The 18,331-nt window shown below is 72.3% G+C and carries 14 protein-coding genes and 1 pseudogene; 8 read left to right on the top strand and 7 right to left on the bottom strand.

The features are described from left to right. Window positions 1–7: 7 nt before the first annotated feature. Window positions 8–1,513 carry a PucR family transcriptional regulator gene (locus tag QRY02_RS02640; protein WP_285989893.1) on the bottom strand — a complete coding sequence of 502 codons (1,506 nt, stop codon included), beginning with the start codon at window positions 1,511–1,513 and terminating at the stop codon, window positions 8–10. A gap of 98 nt (window positions 1,514–1,611) precedes the next feature. On the opposite strand from QRY02_RS02640, the gene QRY02_RS02635 reads away from it, so the two are divergent. From QRY02_RS02635 to QRY02_RS02620, 4 genes and pseudogenes are all read left to right on the top strand, one after another. Beyond that, window positions 1,612–3,057, top strand: a complete 1,446-nt coding sequence (locus tag QRY02_RS02635; RefSeq protein WP_285989892.1) for a sodium:solute symporter family protein — start codon at window positions 1,612–1,614, stop codon at window positions 3,055–3,057. After that, entirely contained in the window at window positions 3,050–3,994 is a 945-nt protein-coding gene (speB, locus tag QRY02_RS02630) for an agmatinase (RefSeq protein WP_285989891.1), read from the top strand. Before QRY02_RS02635 ends, speB begins: the two co-directional genes overlap by 8 nt. Beyond that, window positions 3,991–5,634: a thiamine pyrophosphate-binding protein gene (locus tag QRY02_RS02625; RefSeq protein ID WP_285989890.1), complete on the top strand. Its 1,644-nt coding sequence runs from the start codon at window positions 3,991–3,993 to the stop codon at window positions 5,632–5,634. Before speB ends, QRY02_RS02625 begins: the two co-directional genes overlap by 4 nt. Then, window positions 5,631–6,990 (top strand): annotated as a pseudogene (locus QRY02_RS02620) (gamma-aminobutyraldehyde dehydrogenase). Before QRY02_RS02625 ends, QRY02_RS02620 begins: the two are co-directional and overlap by 4 nt. A gap of 114 nt (window positions 6,991–7,104) precedes the next feature. Here the strand turns inward: QRY02_RS02620 and dxs are convergent. Next, the gene (gene dxs, locus QRY02_RS02615) at window positions 7,105–9,015 is read right to left on the bottom strand and encodes a 1-deoxy-D-xylulose-5-phosphate synthase (RefSeq protein WP_285989889.1); all 1,911 of its coding nucleotides are present in this window, start codon (window positions 9,013–9,015) and stop codon (window positions 7,105–7,107) included. 175 nt (window positions 9,016–9,190) lie between these two features. Here dxs and QRY02_RS02610 point away from each other — a divergent pair, with 175 nt between their 5' ends. Beyond that, the gene (locus QRY02_RS02610) at window positions 9,191–10,660 is read left to right on the top strand and encodes an aldehyde dehydrogenase family protein (protein WP_285989888.1); all 1,470 of its coding nucleotides are present in this window, start codon (window positions 9,191–9,193) and stop codon (window positions 10,658–10,660) included. 49 nt (window positions 10,661–10,709) lie between these two features. Continuing rightward, window positions 10,710–11,147 carry a hypothetical protein gene (locus QRY02_RS02605; RefSeq protein WP_103339507.1) on the top strand — a complete coding sequence of 146 codons (438 nt, stop codon included), beginning with the start codon at window positions 10,710–10,712 and terminating at the stop codon, window positions 11,145–11,147. A 580-nt stretch (window positions 11,148–11,727) separates the two neighbouring features. Here the strand turns inward: QRY02_RS02605 and QRY02_RS02600 are convergent. The 3 genes from QRY02_RS02600 to QRY02_RS02590 are packed head-to-tail and all read right to left on the bottom strand — an operon-like array spanning window position 11,728 to window position 15,559. Continuing rightward, window positions 11,728–12,291 (bottom strand): TIGR03086 family metal-binding protein, encoded by a 564-nt coding sequence (locus QRY02_RS02600; RefSeq protein WP_285989887.1) that lies wholly within the window; start codon window positions 12,289–12,291, stop codon window positions 11,728–11,730. A gap of 50 nt (window positions 12,292–12,341) precedes the next feature. Continuing rightward, the gene (locus QRY02_RS02595; protein ID WP_285989886.1) at window positions 12,342–13,529 is read right to left on the bottom strand and encodes a class I SAM-dependent RNA methyltransferase; all 1,188 of its coding nucleotides are present in this window, start codon (window positions 13,527–13,529) and stop codon (window positions 12,342–12,344) included. Beyond that, window positions 13,526–15,559, bottom strand: coding sequence for an APC family permease (locus QRY02_RS02590; protein WP_285989885.1), 2,034 nt, complete (start codon window positions 15,557–15,559; stop codon window positions 13,526–13,528). The genes QRY02_RS02595 and QRY02_RS02590 overlap by 4 nt, the downstream gene beginning before the upstream one ends. Window positions 15,560–15,651: 92 nt before the next feature. Between QRY02_RS02590 and QRY02_RS02585 the strand changes: the two genes are divergently transcribed. Continuing rightward, entirely contained in the window at window positions 15,652–16,317 is a 666-nt protein-coding gene (locus QRY02_RS02585) for a potassium channel family protein (RefSeq protein WP_387049405.1), read from the top strand. Further along, window positions 16,314–16,970, top strand: a complete 657-nt coding sequence (locus QRY02_RS02580; RefSeq protein WP_285989884.1) for a potassium channel family protein — start codon at window positions 16,314–16,316, stop codon at window positions 16,968–16,970. Before QRY02_RS02585 ends, QRY02_RS02580 begins: the two co-directional genes overlap by 4 nt. 203 nt (window positions 16,971–17,173) lie before the next feature. Here the strand turns inward: QRY02_RS02580 and QRY02_RS02575 are convergent, their stop codons facing one another. Next, a complete protein-coding gene (locus QRY02_RS02575) occupies window positions 17,174–17,893 on the bottom strand; it encodes a DUF3159 domain-containing protein (protein WP_285989883.1) in 720 nt (239 codons plus the stop codon). 9 nt (window positions 17,894–17,902) lie between these two features. Beyond that, on the bottom strand, window positions 17,903–18,283 hold the full coding sequence (locus tag QRY02_RS02570) for an OB-fold nucleic acid binding domain-containing protein (protein WP_285989882.1): 381 nt from the start codon (window positions 18,281–18,283) through the stop codon (window positions 17,903–17,905). Window positions 18,284–18,331: the final 48 nt, after the last annotated feature.

Here is an 18,331-nt window from a genome sequence, read left to right as displayed (position 1 = left end):
GTGCCCTTTAAGGACTGGCGGCGGCCCACCGGAGGGCGAACCACAGCCGCATCCGGGTCTCCGGGTCCGCCAGATCCACCTGCAATGCCCGCTCGACCTGGGCGATCCGGTGCCGGACGCTGTTGCGGTGGACGCCCAGCTCCGCCGCCGTCGGTTCCCAGGCGCCGTGGTGGGCCAGCCAGGTCCGCAACGTCGGCACCAGCTGCCGGTCCTGGGACCGGTCCAACGCCACCAGCGGCTCCAGGGCCTTCTCCGCGAACCCGCGGGAAGCACCCGGGTCCAGCAGCGCATCGAAGTCCAGGGGCTCGCTCCCGGCGACGACCGGGCGGCCGAGCGCGAGCGCCCGCGAAAGCAGCAGCTCCACCTCCGCCGAGGAACCAGCCAGCTGTCCGGCGGGCACCGGCGGACCCACGGCCGCCAGCCAGCCGTGGTCGCGCAGGTCCGCCAGCACCTCCGGCGCCGGGCCGGTGCCCGCGACAGCCGTGAACCGCGTACCACCGCCGACCTCGACCAGGGGCGTGTCCAGCCGCGCGCGCAGCCAGTCCGGGCGCTGGGCCACCTCGTCCGGGCCACGCCGGTACGCCGCCCCGGCGACCAGCCGGACCACCTCCGACCCCAGCAGTGACCGGGCCACCTCCCCGGGAAACGTCCGGCCGAGCAGCAGGCCGGTGGCCGCCGCGCCCAGCTCGGCCGCGTCCGAGCCCGCGCGGCCGACCAGGCCGAGCAGGGCCGCGCCGACGGCGAGGATCGCCCGCTCGGCGCCGTCGAGCCGCCGGGACCGGCCGACGACCACCAGGTGCGAGGCGGTGGCCTGGGGGTACACCGGCTGGACGACGGCGAACCCGCCGGCGAGCTCGGTGGTCGCGCTCCGGATGCCGCTGCCCGCCCGCACGGTCGCCATCAGCTCCCGCACCTCGGGCGGCAGCGGCGCAGGCGCGTCGTGCGCCGAGGCCAGCACGTCCCCGGCGCCGACCAGGGCGACCCACGACCGCAGCACCGCCGCCAGCGACGACGTCAGTTCGCCGAGGCCGCCACCCGCCGCGCGCGTCAGCGTCTCGCGCGCCGCGGTGATCCGCCGCTGATCCCGCTGCCCGGCTTCGGTCAGCGCGACCGAGACCGCCCGGTTGACCGCCAGGAACGGCGTGCGCGCGGGCACCACCAGCAGCGGCAGCCCGCGCCGCGCGCAAGCCCGGCGCAGGGGCTCCGGCAGGGTCTCGTGCACCGTCGGGGTGAGCCCGAACCCCAGTGCGGTCACCCCGGCGTCGCGCAGGCCGCGCACGTACCGGTCGAGCTGCTCCGGCAGGTTGACGCCCGCGGTGAGGATCAGCTCGCCGCCCACCAGGTAGGGCGCGGGGTCCTGCAGCTCACTCACGTGGGCCCAGCGCACGGGGAGGTCCAGCGCGCCCGGCCGCAGCGTCTCGGGGACGACCTCCAGCGCGAGCTCGCGGTTGCCGACCACGTCCCGTAACGGGACATTCACCTCCGTGGGCGAAGAATCCGGAATCGTGGCCATTTCATCCCTGCTGATGTCGACTTGGGGATGAATCATCCCATGCCGAAGAGGGGGCGAGCGAACCTACGGTGACCCGAAACCGACGTGAGGAGGACACCGTGACCGGCGACTACGCGGTGATCGCGCTGTACATCGCGGGCATGCTCGGGGTCGGCTGGTACGGCCTCCGGCTCGCGAAGACGAAGTCCGACTACCTCGTCGCCGGGCGGCGGCTGGGCTGGTTCATGTACTCCGGCACGATGTCGGCCGTCGTCCTCGGCGGCGCGTCGACCGTCGGCGGCGTCAAACTCGGCTACACCTACGGCATCTCCGGGATGTGGCTGGTCGTCAGCATCGGCGTCGGCATCCTCGTGCTGCACGCGCTGTTCGCGCGGCGGCTGGTGCGGCTGAAGGTCTACACCGTCGGCGAGATGCTCGACCTGCGCTACGGCGGCCGCACCAGCGCGGTGTCCGGCGTCGTCATGTGGGGCTACACGCTCATGCTCACGGTCACCTCGACGCTGGCCTTCGCGACCATCTTCAAGGTGCTCTTCGACCTGCCGAACTGGGCGGGGATCGCGGTCGGCGGCTCGATCGTCGTCCTCTACTCGGTGCTCGGCGGCATGTGGTCGATCACCCTCACCGACATCGCCCAGTTCGTCATCAAGACCATCGGCATCCTGGCGATCCTGCTGCCGGTCGCGATCAGCTCCGCCGGCGGCTTCTCCGGTATGAGCGAGAAGCTGGACGCGAGCTTCTTCAGCTTCACCTCGATCGGCACGGACACGATCATCACGTACTTCGTGATCTACACCTTCGGCCTGCTGATCGGCCAGGACATCTGGCAGCGCGTGTTCACCGCCCGCACGCCCGCGATCGCGACGTCCGGCGGCATCACCTCCGGGGTCTACTGCCTGGTCTACGGCCTGGCCGGCGCCCTCATCGGCACCGCCGCGCACGCGCTCTACCCGGACATCGCCAGCGCGCAGGACGCTTTCGCGACGATCGTCGAGCGGCTGCTGCCCACCGGCGTCCGCGGCCTGGTGCTGGCCGCCGCGCTCTCGGCGATGATGTCGACGGCGAGCGGCGCGCTGATCGCCTGCTCCACCACGACGACGTCCGACCTGCTCACCAAGCTGGGCCTCAAGAAGGGCGGCGAGGTCAGCCGCAACCGGCTCGCCACGCTCGTGCTCGGCCTGCTGGCCATCGGCATCGCGATGGTGGTCGACGACGTCGTCGACGCGCTCACCATCGCCTACGACATCCTGGTCGGCGGCCTGCTCGTCGCGATCGTCGGCGCGCTGTTCTGGAAGCGCGGCACCCGGCAGGGCGCGTACGCGTCGATGGTGGCCGGCACGATCTCGGTCATCGCCTTCATGATCATCGACGGCGTCGAAGCCAACACCCCGATCTACTGGGGCCTCGGCGTGAGCCTGGTGGTGTACCTGGCCGTCAGCCTCGCGACACCCCGCACGGACGCCGCGATCCTCTCCGTCTGGACCCACCGCCTCAGCGGCGAAGACACACACCCCTCGATTCGGGAACAGGAGCCCACCAGTGCCTAACATCGGACCCCTCGACTCGTCGCGCATCCCCCGGTTCGCCGGCTTCGCGACCTTCGCGCGGCTGCCGCGGATCGACCAGGTCGAGCGCGCCGACGTCGCCGTCGTCGGGGTGCCCTTCGACTCCGGGGTGTCCTACCGGCCCGGCGCGCGGTTCGGCCCGGCCGCCGTCCGCGAGGCAAGTCGGCTGCTGCGGCCGTACCACCCGGAGCTGGACGTCTCGCCGTTCGCCGAACGCCAGGTGGTGGACGCGGGCGACATCGCCGTCAACCCGTTCAACATCGGCGAAGCGATCGAGACGCTGCAACAGGAAGCCGAAGCGCTGCAGGCGGACGGGACGCGGCTGGTGACCGTCGGCGGCGACCACACCATCGCGCTGCCGCTGCTGCGGGCCGTGGCCAAGAAGCACGGACCCGTTGCCCTGCTGCACTTCGACGCGCACCTGGACACCTGGGACACCTACTTCGGCGAGCCCTACACCCACGGCACACCGTTCCGGCGGGCGTCGGAGGAAGGGATCCTCGACACGAGCGCGCTGTCGCACGTCGGCACGCGCGGGCCGCTGTACGGCAAGCGCGACCTCGAAGAGGACCGGCGGCTCGGCTTCGGCATCGTCACCTCCGGCGACGTCATGCGCCGCGGGGTCGCCGAGACGGTCGACGCGCTGCGGCAGCGCATCGGCGACCGCCCGCTGTACGTCTCGGTCGACATCGACGTGCTCGACCCGGCCCACGCGCCCGGCACCGGCACGCCCGAGGCGGGCGGGCTGACCAGCCGGGAGCTCCTGGAGATCCTGCGCGGGCTGCGTGACCTCAACCTGGTCGGCGCGGACGTCGTCGAGCTGGCCCCGGCCTACGACCACGCCGAGATCACCGCCATCGCGGCCTCCCACGTGGCCTACGACCTGGTGAGCCTGCTGACCTTGGGGAAGGGCGAATGACCCGCATCGGCGGTGACGTCGTCGTCGAAACCCTGCGCGCGCTGGGTGCCGACACCGTGTTCGGCCTGCCGGGCCAGCACGCGCTGGGCCTGTTCGACGCGCTGCGGCGGGCCGGCGACCTGCGCGTGATCAGCGGGCGCGTCGAGAACAACCTCGCCTTCGCCGCCGACGGGCACGCCCGCGCGCGGCTGGCGGCGGATCCGGACGGCCCGGTGCCGGTGACGCCGCTGGTGGTCTCGACCGGCCCGGGCGCGCTGCTGACGCTGGCTTCGCTGCAGGAGTCCCGCGCGGCTTCGGTGCCGGTGCTCGGGATCTCCAGCCAGGTCCCGGTCGCCGGGCTGGGCGGCGGACGCCACGGCTACCTGCACGAACTGCCCGACCAGCAGGCGAGCTTCCGCGACGTCGTGAAGTCGGTGCACGTCGTGCGGCGCGCGAGCCAGATCCCGACGGCACTGCGAGAGGCCTGGACGTCGGCCGCGACCGCGCCCTACGGCCCGGTGTGGGTCGAGATCCCCCAGGACGTGCTGCTCGGCCCGGCGGGGGTCCCGCCGATCACGTCGGTGTCGGCCACTCCCCCGCCCCTGGAACCGCTGCCCGAGTTGGTCACCGCTGCCGCCGAGCTGCTGGCCGCCGCGTCGAATCCGGTGATCCTGGCGGGCGGCGGGGCCTTGCGGTCCGGCGCGCACGCCGAGCTGACGGCGCTCGCCGAGGCGTTGCGCGCGCCGGTGATCTCCACTTTCGGCGGCAAGGGCGTCTTCGGCTGGGACCACGAGCTGTCCGGGCGGTCGTGGCTGGAGGACTGGCACACCACGGAGTTCCTCGCGGACGCCGATGTCCTGTTCGTGCTCGGCTCCGGCCTCGGCGAGCTGTCCAGCAACTACCGCGAGTTCGCCCCGCGCGGCCGCCTGATCCAGGTCGAAGCCGACCTCGGCAAGCTGGAGTCCAACTACCCCGGCCTCGGCATCCACGCCGACGTGCGGCTCACGCTGCAGGCGCTGCTGGAGTGGGTGCCGATGCGGGCGTCCGACGGCCGGGCCGAGAAGGCGGTTTCTTCGCTGGTGTCCGCCGTGGAGTCCCGGTTGGACAGTCAGGACCTGGCCACCGAGCGGAAGCTGATCGACGACATCCGCGCGGCACTGCCCGAGGGCACGCAGACGTTCTGGGACATGACGATCGCCGCGTACTGGGCGTGGTCGGCGTGGAACCCCGAGGGCGCGCCGATCCACACCGCGCAGGGCGCGGGCGGGCTGGGTTACGGGCTGCCGGGCGCGCTCGGCGGCGCCGTCGCGGGTGGTCCCACGCTCGCCGTGTCGGGTGACGGCGGCGCGATGTACGGCGTCGCCGAGCTGGCCACCGCGGTGCAGCACGGCCTCGACGTCACGTGGCTGATCATCGACGACGGCGGCTACGGCGTCCTGCGCGAGTACCTCACCGGCGCCTTCGGCCACACCACGGCCACGGAGCTGACCCGGCCGGACTTCGTCGCTTTGGCCTCCTCCTTCGGCGTTCCCGCTCGGCTGTCGTCTTCGGACACGGTGGGCGCGGACCTGGCCGACGCGCTGCGCACGCCCGGGCCGTCCGTCGTCGTCCTCCCCGCCTTGCTGAAGCTGTTCGCGCCGACCCACCTGGAGAAGGCATGACCCGCACGCTCGACCTGACCGACCCGGCCACCGGGCGAAGTGTTCGGCACCAGCCCCATCGCCTCGCAGTCCGAGGTGGACGCGGCGCTCGAATCGGCCGCGCAAGCGTTTGCGATCTGGCGGCGCAGCACGCCGGCGCAACGGCAGTTGGCGCTGCTGAAGGTCGCCGACGCAGTGGAGGCGCGGGCGGCGGAGTTCGCCGACCTCGAGGTGCGCGAGACCGGCAAGATCCGGTCCGTGGTGCTCGACGAGGAGATCCCGGAGTGCGTGAGCGCCCTGCGGTTCTTCGCCGGGGCCGCCCGGCAGCTGGAAGGCACCGCGGCCGGGGAGTACGCACCGGGCCACACGTCGGTGATCCGCCGCGAGCCGGTCGGCGTCTGCGCGCAGATCGCGCCGTGGAACTACCCGCTGATGATGGCGGTCTGGAAGATCGCGCCGGCCTTGGCAGCGGGCAACACGGTGGTGCTCAAGCCGGCCGAGACGACCCCCTCGACGGCCGTACTGCTGGCCCGCGTCGCCGCGGAGTTCCTGCCGGCGGGGGCGTTCACCGTGCTGACGGGTGACCGCGACACCGGCCGCGCGCTGGTCCGCCACCCGCTCACGGACCTGGTCTCGATCACCGGATCGACCCGGGCGGGCATCGACGTCGCCACCGTGGCGGCCGCGGACCTCAAGCGCACCCACCTGGAGCTGGGCGGCAACGCACCGCTGCTGGTCTTCCCGGACGCCGACCTCCCGGCAACGGTGGAGGGCATCGTGGGCGCGGCGTTCTACAACGCGGGTCAGGACTGCACGGCGGGCAGCCGGGTACTGGTGCACGAATCGATCCACGACGCCTTCGTCGCATCGCTGGCGAAGGCGGCTTCGGCCCGGACGCCGGGCGTCGACTACGGGCCGTTGAACAGCGCGGCGCCGTTCTCGCGCGTCGAAGGCCTCATCACCCGGCTGCCCCCGCACGCGCGCATCGAAACCGGCGGCACGCGGTTCGGCACCCGGGGTTTCTTCTTCTCCCCCACGGTGGTTTCGGGGGCGCGCCAGGACGACGAGATCGTCCAGGAGGAGATCTTCGGCCCGGTGCTCACGGTCCAGTCCTTTCCGGACGAGGCTTCGGCGGTTTCCCTGGCCAACGGTGTCCCGTATGGATTGGCATCGTCGGTCTGGACACGCGACCTCGCCGTCGCCGCCCGGGTATCGGCCGACCTGGACTTCGGCTGCGTGTGGATCAACACGCACGGCCCCCTGGTCGCCGAGATGCCCCACGGCGGATTCGCCCACTCCGGCCACGGCAAGGACCTGTCGGCATACGCGTTCGCCGAGTACACCCGGGTCAAGCACGTGATGACGAGGTTCGCCTGAACAACGCGCCCACGGTCACCCGCCCCCGCCGAGTCCTGAGCTGGGCGGTCATCCCAGAGCCTGCCCGTCCGGCGAGGACAATCTTTTCCACCGCGGGCAGAAGCACAACACCGCTCAGCTGCGGTCGGCGCTCTTCTCGGACTGCTCGGCGTTCGAACTCAACCGGGAGGCCCACTCCGTCACCCGGCGGGCCACGTCCTGAGCGGTCAACCCGATCCGCCCCAGGACCTCATCCCGGCTCCCGTGGTCGTGGAACGACTGAGGCACCGCCAAATCCCGCAGCGGCACATCGCACTCGGCATCCCGGAACATCGCCGCCAACGCCGAGCCGAAGCCGCCGTGGCGGCCGCTGTCCTCCACCGTCACCACCAGCTTGTGCTGCGCGGCCAGCGCGACCAGCTCCGCCGGCACCGGCAGCACCCAGCGCGGGTCCACCACCGTCACGCCGATGCCCTGGTCGGCCAGCCGGGCCGCGGCCGCCAGCCCGAGCGTCGCGAACGCGCCGACCGTCACCAGGAGCACGTCCGCGCCCTCGGCCGGGCGGCGCAGCACGTCGACCGTGCCGATCCGCTCCACCGCCGTCACGTCCGTGCCGACCTTGCCCTTCGAGAACCGCAGCGCCGTCGGCCCGTCGGCCACCGCGACCGCCTCGCGCAGTTCCTCGCGCAGCGTCGCCGGGTCGCGCGGGGCCGCCACCCGCATGCCCGGGACCATGCCGAGCAGCGAGAGGTCCCACATGCCGTGGTGGCTCGGCCCGTCCGGCCCGGTGATCCCGGCCCGGTCGAGCACCAGCGTCACCGGCAGGCGGTGCAGCGCCACGTCCATCAGCACCTGGTCGAACGCCCGGTTCAGGAACGTCGAGTAGATCGCCACCACCGGGTGCAGCCCGCCCATCGCGAGCCCCGCGGCGGAGGTGACCGCGTGCTGCTCGGCGATACCGACGTCGTACCAGCGGTCCGGGAACGCCTCGGCGAACTTGTCCAGCCCCGTCGAGCGCAGCATCGCCGCGGTGATCGCGACGACGTCTTCGCGGTCGGCGCCGATCTTCGCCAGCTCGTCGCCGAACACGCCGGTCCAGCTCGGGCCCTTCACCGGCGGCAGGCCGGTCTCCGGGTCGATCGGGTCGGTCTGGTGCATCTGGTCGTGCTCGTTGTTGACCGCCGGCGCGTAGCCGTGCCCCTTTTCGGTCACCACGTGCACGATCACCGCGCCGCCGAACGCCTTCGCGCTCTGCAGGGCCTTCTCCAGCGCCACCTGGTCGTGGCCGTCGACCGGGCCGAGGTACTTCAGGCCCAGGTCGGAGAACATCGCCTGCGGGCTCAGCGCGTCCTTCAGGCCGGCCTTCGCGGCGTGCAGCGCGGCGTAGATCGGCCTGCCGACGACCGGGGTGTGCTTGAGGATCTCGCGGCCGCCGTCGAGGAGCCGCTCGTAGCCGGGCTGCAGGCGCAGCGCCGCGAGGTGGTCGGCGAGGCCGCCGATGGTCGGCGAGTACGACCGGCCGTTGTCGTTGATCACGATGACGACCGGGCGGTCCTTGTGCGCGGCGATGTTGTTGAGCGCCTCCCAGCACATGCCGCCGGTGAGCGCGCCGTCGCCGACGACGGCGATCGCGTGCCGGCCGCCCCCGGCCAGCTCGAACGCCTTCGCCAGGCCGTCCACATAGGACAGACCGGACGAGGCGTGGCTGCTCTCCACCCAGTCGTGCTCACTCTCCGCGCGCGACGGGTAACCGGTGACCCCGCCGGTCTGGCGCAGCAGGTCGAACCCGGCCGCGCGGCCGGTGACGAGCTTGTGCACGTACGCCTGGTGACCGACGTCCCACACGATCGCGTCGCGCGGCGAGTCGAACACGCGGTGCAGCGCCAGGGTCAGCTCGACGACGCCGAGGTTCGGCCCCAGGTGGCCACCCGCCCGGCGCACCTTGTCGACGAGGAAGTCCCGGATCTCGGCGGCCAGTTCGCCGAGGTCCTCGACACTCATGCGCTTCAGGTCCGCCGGCCCGCTCAGGGACTCCAGCATCGTCACTCGTCTCCACCTCACTCGCTCGGTTCCGGCCAGTCTACGGAGACCCGCCAGAGCGGGGCCGCAGGCCGCGTCGGGCGTCACAACCGGAGCGCGACCGCCGGTCAGCACCCGGGGTGAACCTCGTCTCCCCGCGTCGCTGTGGCGGTCACGCGGCGTGGCCACGAGAATGGACCGCATGGCGGATTTCTTCATCGGCGGCGAATGGGTGGACGCGGTGGACGGCGGCCGGCGGGAGATCCGCTGCCCGGCCGACGGGTCCCTGGTCGCGACGGTCGCCGAGGGCACCGCCAAGGACACCGAGGCGGCGATCGCGGCGGCCCGCCGGGCCTTCGACACCGGCCCGTGGCCCGGCACCCCCGCCCACCTGCGCGGGGACCTGCTGCTGCGGGCGGCGGACCTGCTGGACCGCGACGCGGAGGCGTTCGCCCGCGCCGAGTCGCTCGACACCGGCAAGCGCCTGGTCGAGAGCCGCTACGACATGGCCGACATCGCCGCCTGCCTGCGCTACTTCGGCAAGCTCGCCGCGCAGGACGCCGGGCGCGTCGTCGACACCGGCAGCCCGGACGCGATCAGCCGGATCGTGCACGAGCCGGTCGGCGTCTGCGGGCTGATCACGCCGTGGAACTACCCGCTGCTGCAGACCGTGTGGAAGATCGCGCCGGCGCTGGCCGCGGGCAACACGTTCGTGCTCAAGCCGAGCGAGCTGACCCCGCACACCGCGATCCTGTTCCTGAAGCTGCTCACCGAGGCCGGCCTGCCCCCGGGCGTGGGGAACCTGGTGCTCGGCGCGGGCGCCGAGGCCGGCGCGCCGCTGGCTTCGCACCCGGACGTCGACCTCGTGTCGTTCACCGGCGGCCTGGCGACCGGCAAGGTGATCGCCGCGGCGGCCGCCGGCACCATCAAGAAGGTGGCGCTCGAGCTGGGCGGGAAGAACCCGAACGTGGTGTTCGCCGACGCCGACTTCGAGACCGCGGTCGACTACGCGCTGACGGCGGTGTTCCTGCACTCCGGCCAGGTGTGCTCGGCGGGCGCGCGGCTGATCGTGCAGCGGGAGTGGCACGACGAGTTCGTCGACGAGCTGGTGCGCCGGGCCGAGCGGATCCGCCTGGGCGGCCCGTTCGACGCGCAGGCGGAAACCGGCCCGCTGATCTCGGCGGCGCACCGGGCGAAGGTCGAGGCGTACGTGGCGGCCGCACTGGCCGACGGCGCGGTGCTGCGCACGGGCGGGCGCCGTCCGGACGACCCGGCACTGGCCGACGGCTTCTACTACCTCCCGACCATCCTCGACCAGGTGAAACAGGGTTCGTCGGCGGTGGTCGACGAGTCGTTCGGCCCGGTGCTGACGGTCGAGACGTTCACCGACGAGGACGACGCGGTCCGCATCGCCAACGACACCCACTACGGCCTGGCCGGCGCGGTGTTCACGAACGACGCTTCGCGGGCGCAGCGGGTGGCGGCGCGGCTGCGCCACGGGACGGTGTGGATCAACGACTTCCACCCGTACCTGCCCCAGGCCGAGTGGGGCGGCTACAAGCAGTCCGGCTTCGGCCGCGAGCTGGGTCCGACGGGGCTGGGCGAGTACACCGAGGTCAAGCACATCTACCAGAACCTCCGGCCGGCACCGCAGCGCTGGTTCTCGGGCTGAACCCGGCCCGCGCCTTATGCTGCCTCCACCGCGAGGCAGGGAGGCCGGAGTGGACCAGAGGCGACCGTGGAAGCGGCTCCGGGGCCCGCGGGCCGTCGTGGTGGGGGCGGCGGCGCTGGGCGTGCTCGCCGGGCTGACGCTGCGGACGGCCGACTACCCGGGGGTGCTGCCGCCCGGAACGCCCGACCCGGAGCTGGACCTGAGCCTGCGCCTGGTGTGCGCGGCGGCGGTGCTGATCGCGGTGACGCTGGCGTACCTCACGTTCGCCCGCCACCAGGACGAACCGCTGGCGATGGCGTGCCTGCCGGGGCTGGTGGTGACGGGGGTGATCCTGCGGCACCTGGTGGTGACGCTGCCGGGAGTGACGCGCCTCCAGCCGGCGGCCAGGGTGGTCCCGGGGGCCGGGGCATGGGTGCTGCTGGTTTCGGGCGTGGCGATGACGGCGACCGGTCTCGCGGCGGCCTTTGCGGTGCGCCGGGCAGGCTGAGGTCGCCGCAGCGCTCACGGCGGGTCGCTCGTCCAACCGGGTGGGCTGCATGCGGCGGCCGCGGCCCGCTGGACAAGGTGAGCCGCCATGCCGCATCCGCGGCACGTACGGCACATCGATGGGCCGCAGCACTCACGGCCAGCCGCTCGTCCACCCGGGCGGTCAGGCGGGCGGCATGCAGCGGTCGCGGCCCGCCGGGCGAGGTGAGCGGCCATGCCGCGACCGCGGCACATGCAGCGCACCGATGGGCCGCAACACTCACGGCCGCATGCGCCGGTCGCGCCGCCGGGCAACGTGAGCGGCCCTGCCACATCCGCCGCACGTGCAGCGCACCGACAGGCCGCAGCACTCACGGTGGCCCGCTCGTCCGGTCGGGCGCGCTGCATGCGACGGTCGCGCCGCCGGGCAACGTGAGCAGCCATGCCGCGACCGCGGCACAGGCGGCGCACCGACAGGCCGTAGTGCCCGGCGACCGCCGAACTCACCCGTTCCGCCGAGCGGCCACGGGCCCGCACCCGAGGACGCCTGACCGCGGACCGCCCAGCCTGCCGAAGCCGGTCCTCCCCGATATCGCCACCTCCTAGCCGCTCACCGCCTTCCGGCCCAGGAACGCCGCCAGCTCGTCGGCCGCCGTCGGGTGCGGGGGCGGGGGGATCTCCGGTCCGAACGGGCCGCCCGGCTGCCGCGGCGTTGCACCGAACCGGGATCGCCACTGCTCCAGGGCCCGGGCCGCCAGCTCGGGCGCCAGGTCCGTCGGCTGCCCCGTCGCGTCCGCGATGTCCCAGCCGTGGGCGAGGTACTCGTTCACCCTCATGTGCACCAGGAACACCCCGGGTACTTCTCCGAGCGGCGTCGTCACCTGCCGCGAAAACAGCCCCGGCGCGGCCAGCACCGCACGAGCCGCCGAGACCGACGCGGCGAACGCCTCGACCGGCGCGGCACCCAGGTAGTCGCCGTCCGGGGCCGGTGGGCCCGTGCCCGCCCAGAAGGCCACTTTCGCGTTGCCGTGCGCGAGGTGGTTCACCACCGCGCGGACGTCCCAGTCCGCGCACGCCGTCGGGAGCGCCCACTGGTCGGCGCGGACCGCGGTGACCAGGCGGGTCACCGTCGAAGCTGCGAGGTCGAAGTCGTCGAGAGCGGTCATGGCACACAGTGTGCCGACCACCACCGACAGTTTTGAAAGGGCAGAGCGCGTCAGGACAGCAGCGCCACGCACTCCACGTGGTGGGTCATCGGGAACGCGTCGAAGGCCCGCAGGTCCGTCAGCGAATACCCGTGGGCCACGAAGGTCGCCACATCGCGCGCCAGTGCCGCCGGATCACAGGCCACGTAGACGATCCGGTCCGGGGCACCCGCCACGATGGTCTCCACGACCGCCTTGCCCGCGCCCTTGCGCGGCGGGTCCAGCACCACGACGTCGACCGGCTTGGGCGCCGACGCCAGCACGTGCTCGACGCGCCCGGCCTGCCACGAAACCTGGGGCAGGTCCGCGAGGTTGCGCTCGCCGTCGGCGACCGCGCGCCGGCCGGACTCGACCGCCAGCACCCGGCCCGCCGTCCCGACTTGGGCCGCCAGCACCGACGCGAACAGCCCGACCCCGGCGTAGAGGTCCCAGGCCGAGCCGCCCGCCGGCGCCTCCGCCCACTCCGCCACGACCGCGGCCAGCGTCGACGCCGCCGCCGGGTGGACCTGCCAGAACCCGTGCGCGTCCAGGCGCCAGTCGCGGCCCGCCGCGTGCTGGACCGCGACCCCGCCGCTCAGCTGCCGCGCCCGGACCTTGCCGCGCACGGTCGACAGCTCGCGGACGTGCAGCCCGCCGTCACCGTCCTGGGTGACCTCCAGCTCGCTGCCCGGCCGCCAGCGCCGCGCCAGGACGTCGTCGAGCTCGCCCGGGACGGCGATCGGGCAGTCGTCCAGGGCCACCACCCGGTGGCTGTGGTGGGCGCGCAGCCCCGCGCGCCCGTCGTGCCCGGCGACCAGCCGGACGCGGCTGCGCCAGTCCAGGGGCCCGCCGTCGAGCGCCTCGACGACGACCTCGCGTTCGATGCCCGCCAGCCGCTGCAGCTGTTCCGCCACCACCGCCGCCTTCAGCGACCGCTGGTAACCGGGGTCGGCGTGCTGCCAGTCGCAGCCGCCGCAGCCGCCCGGCACGGCCAGCGGGCACGGCGGCGTGACCCGGTGCGGGGACGGGCTGAGCACCTCGACGGCGTCCCCGCGGCAGAACGAGCCGCCGTTGTCCTCGGTGACCTCGACGCGGACCTGTTCGCCCGGCAGCGCGTGCCGGACGAACACCACGCGGCCGTCGGCGCGCGCCACGCAGTGGCCGCCGTGCGCCACCGCGCCGACCTCGACCTCGAGGACCCGGCCCAGCCAGCTGGTCATTCGGCGGGCTCCTTGGGCTTCGGGGTGGCGATGGGTTTGCCGTTGGGCGAGAAGCCGCGGCGGACGTCGCCGGCCGCCGGACGCTCGTTGCGGACGCGCGCGGCCGCCTTGGCCGAGGACTCCAGCTGCCACGGCACGCTCGCCACGATCACGCCGGACTGGAACAGCAGGCGGCCCTTGAGCCGCAGCGCGCTCTGGTTGTGCAGCACCTGTTCCCACCAGTGCCCGACCACGTACTCCGGGATGAACACGGTGACCACGTTGCGCGGGTTGTCCCCGCGCACGCGCTTCACGTAGTCGAGAACGGGCTTCGTGATCTCGCGGTAGGGCGATTCGACGACCTTGAGCGGCACCTTGAAGTTGTGCGCGTCCCACTCGGCGGTCAACCGGCGGGTGTCCGCATCGTCCACATTGACCGTCACGGCCTCGAGCACGTCCGGGCGCATCGCCTTCGCGTAGGCCAGCGCGCGCAGCGTCGGCCGGTGCAGCTTGGACACCAGCACGATCGCGTGGTTGCGCGAGGGCAGCACGGTCGGGGTGTCGCCGAGGTCCTTCAGCTCGTCGGCGACGCGGTCGTAGTGCCGCCGGATCGCCGTCATCAGCACGTAGATGGCCACCATCGCGGCGATCGCGATCCACGCGCCGAGCAGGAACTTGGTGATGAGCACGATCACCAGGACCGTCGCGGTCATCGTCAGGCCGATGGCGTTGACCGTCTGCGAGCGCCGCATCCGGCGCCGCGCGCCCGGGTCGGTTTCCCTGGCCAGCAACCGGTTCCAGTGCCGGATCATGCCCGCCTGGCTCACCGTGAACGACACGAACACGCCCACGATGTAGAGCTGGATGAGCCGGGTCACCTCGGCGTCGAACGCGATGATCAGCACCAGCGCGAAGGCCGAAAGGAACAGGATCCCGTTGGAGAACGCCAGCCGGTCGCCGCGCGTGTGCAGCTGCCGCGGCAGGTACCGGTCCTGCGCCAGGATCGAGCCCAGCACCGGGAAACCGTTGAACGCGGTGTTCGCGGCCAGCAGCAGGATGATGCCGGTGGAGAAGGAGATGTAGTAGAACGCCGGCGGGAAGTCGGCGAACACCGCGTGCGCGATCTGCGCGACGATCGTCTTCTGCTCGTAGCCGGCGGGGGCGCCCTCGAGCTGCCGCGCCGGGTCCTCGGCGAACTTGACGTCGGTGATCGTGGCCAGCGTGATGATGCCGACCAGCATGGTGACCGCGAGCACGCCCATCATCAGCAGCGTGGTGGCCGCGTTCTTCGACTTCGGCTTCTGGAACGCCGGGACGCCGTTGCTGATCGCCTCCACCCCGGTCAGCGCCGCCGCGCCGGAGGAGAACGCCCGCAGCACCAGGAACGCGTACCCGACACCCGCGAAAGTGCCTTCGGCGGTCAGGGTGAACCCGGCGCTCTCCGCCTTCACCTCGGTGCCGGTGGCCGCCTGCACCAGGCCCCACACGACCATGACCATGATGCCGATGATGAACCCGTATGTCGGGATTGCGAAGGCCTTCCCCGACTCGCGGATGCCGCGCAGGTTCAGCGACGTCAGCACCACGACGATGACGATCGACGCGAGCACCTTGTGCTGGGCGACCCACGGGACGGCCGAACCGATGTTGGCCACACCGGACGAAGTGGACACCGCGACCGTCAGCACGTAGTCGACCAGCAGGGCGCTGGCCACCGTCAGGCCGAACCGGCCGCCCAGGTTCGTGTTGGCGACCTCGTAGTCGCCGCCACCGCTCGGGTAGGCGTGCACGTTCTGCCGGTAGGAGGCGACGACCACCAGCATGACCAGGGCGACCATGATGCCGATCCACGGCGCCAGCGCGTACGCGGACAGCCCGGCGACGCTCAGCGTCAGGAAGATCTCTTCCGGGGCGTAGGCAACGCTCGAGAGCGCGTCCGACGCGAAGATCGGCAGCGCGATGCGCTTGGGGAGGAGCGTGTGAGCCAGCCGGTCACTGCGGAACGGACGTCCGAGGACCAGGCGTTTCAGCACGGTCGGGAACTTCGACACCACGGAAGCGTAACGGGCGGGGGGCACGGTAGGTTCGGCGCTGGTAGGTAGGGGTGGCAACGGACGGGTAACCGCCGAGGAGGAGGCAGGGCGTGCACGTGGTGATCATGGGATGCGGCCGGGTCGGCGCGTCCCTGGCCGCTGCGCTGGAGCGGCTCGGCCACGAGGTGGCCGTCATCGACAAGAACCAGCAGGCGTTCCGCCGGCTCGGCAGCGACTTCCACGGCCAGCAGGTCGTCGGCGTCGGCTTCGACCGCCGGGTGCTGATCGAGGCCGGCATCGAGCGAGCCGGCGCGTTCGCGGCGGTGTCCAGCGGGGACAATTCCAACATCATCTCGGCCAGGGTCGCGCGCGAGAACTTCGGCATCGAGCACGTCGTCGCGCGGATCTACGACCACAAGCGCGCGGCCGTGTACGAGCGGCTGGGCATCCCGACGGTGGCGACCGTGCCGTGGACCACCGACCGGTTCCTGCGCAGCCTGCTGCCGGACGGCGTGGCGTCGGAGTGGCGCGACCCGTCGGGCAACGTCGCGCTGCTGCAGCTGCCGCTGCACGAGGGCTGGGTCGGGCACTCGGTGCGGTCCCTGCAGGAGGCGACCGGCGCGCGGGTGGCGTTCATCATGCGCTTCGGCACCGCGGTGCTGCCCGACACCAAGACCGTGCTGCAGGCCGACGACGTCGTGTGGGTGGCCGCGCGATCCGGCACCGTCACCGACGTGACCAGTGTGGCCCACCGCGAACCGGAGGACGAGGCATGAGGGTCGCGATTGCCGGCGCCGGGGCGGTCGGCCGCTCCATCGCCGCCGAGCTGATCGACGGCAGGCACCAGGTGATGCTGATCGAGCGCGAGGCCGACCAGTTCGAGCCGCACGCGGTCGAGCAGGCCGACTGGGTGCTCGGCGACGCCTGCGAGGTGTCGACCCTGGAGGAGTCCGGGATCGAGCAGTGCGACGTCGTCATCGCCGCGACCGGCGACGACAAGGCGAACCTGGTGGTGTCGCTGCTGGCCAAGACGGAGTTCGCGGTGCGGCGCGTGGTGGCCCGGGTGAACAACCCGGCCAACGAGTGGCTGTTCACCGACGCCTGGGGCGTCGACGTGGCGGTCTCGACCCCCCGGATGCTGGCGGCGATGGTCGAGGAGGCGGTCAGCGTCGGCGACCTCGTGCGGCTCATGACGTTCCGCCAGAGCAACGCGAACCTGGTCGAGCTGACGCTGCCGGCGGAGACACCGCTGGCCGGGAAGCCGGTGAGCGACCTGACGCTGCCCCGGGACGCGGCTCTGGTGACGATCCTGCGCGGCGACCGGGTGATCGTGCCCCAGCCGGAGGACCCGCTGGAGCCGGGCGACGAGCTGCTGTTCGTGGCGACCGCGGACGTGGAGCCGGAGATCCGGACGGCCCTCGGGTACTGAGAGCGACGGGAAAGGCCCTCGCCGGGTTCGCCGGGGGCCTTTTTCGCGACCTGGCTCGGCGGTGGGCGACCGGGACAACTCCGGACGCGTGATCGGAGGGCCGACACCCGTGATTGAGGGGTCGACACGCGTGATCGGGGGGACGACACGGCGAAACTGTCGGTGCCTGCCGGTAGCGTCGAAAACGGGGGCGCCCCCGCGGGTCAGGCTTCCGGAGTTGCGTACTTCTCGCGCAGCCGGGCTTCGACCTCCGCGTCCGTCTCCGGTGCGGGCTCCTCCTCGGCCATGGCCTTCAGGCGCTTGTCCGACCGGCGGACCGCCCACACGACCACCAGCAGGCCCAGCGCGTACAGCGGGTAGCCCATCGCGATCTTCGCGAAGGCCAGCCAGCCGGTGTAGTCCTCCTGGTAGAGCCACCGCTGCACCACGAAGCGGGCCGCGAAGATCGCCGCCATCGCCAGGGTCGCGACGTCGTAGCCGTAGCGGGACGGCTTGTCCTTGCGCCACGCCTGGCCGGTGCCGTTGAGCATGTTCCAGACCACGCCCGCGATCGGCCAGCGCACCACCACCGACAGCACGAAGATGCCGCAGTAGACCAGGCTCGCGTAGATGCCGAACAGGAAGAAACCCTTCGCCGACCCCGTGCGGTAGGCGATGAACGCCGCGATCGCGACGCCGAAGAAGCCCGAGATCGCCGGCTGCAGGGGCTCCTTGCGGACCAGCCGCAGCACCGTGATGGCCACGGCACTGCCGATCGAGGTCCAGATGGCCGCGGTCAGGCCGAAGAACGAGTTCGCCAGCACGAAGACGATCACCGGCACCGACGAGTAGATCAGGCCGGACACGCCGCCCATCTGCTCGAGCAGGGTCGGCTGCGGCTCGTCGCCGTCGGTCTTCTTCTCGCTCGGGGCGGGTTCAGTCACGATGGGTGATCAACTCACTGGGCTCTGGAGCTCGTAATAGGGGTTGTACAGCACCTTCTGGCCGTTGCGCTCGGCCATCCGTCCGCGCACCTTGATCGTCCGGCCAGGCTCGATGCCCGGGATCCGGCGGCGGCCGAGCCAGATTAGCGTCACGCCCTGTGTTCCGTCGAACAGCTCGGCCTCCAGCGTGGCGGCCTCGTTGGTCGGGCAGAGCTCGACGCTGCGGAGCCGCCCCATCACGGTGACCTCTTCGCCGGAGCGGCAGTCACAGGCCCGCTGCGCCCCTTCGGCGCCGGACCTCATCGACATCTCGTCGGCGTCGAGTTCCTCGACGTCGCTGGTCAGCTTGCGTACCAACCGGCTGAAGTAGCCGCCGTCTTTGGCGGGCATAGGTGCTCCTGTGCTCCGGGGCCGGCGACAATTTGCTTGCGGCCCGTG

The sequence above is a fragment of the Amycolatopsis sp. DG1A-15b genome, from assembly GCF_030285645.1.
Taxonomy (GTDB): domain Bacteria; phylum Actinomycetota; class Actinomycetes; order Mycobacteriales; family Pseudonocardiaceae; genus Amycolatopsis.
Note: the sequence above shows the minus strand (reverse complement) of the source record. Positions and strands in the feature narration are given on the sequence as shown.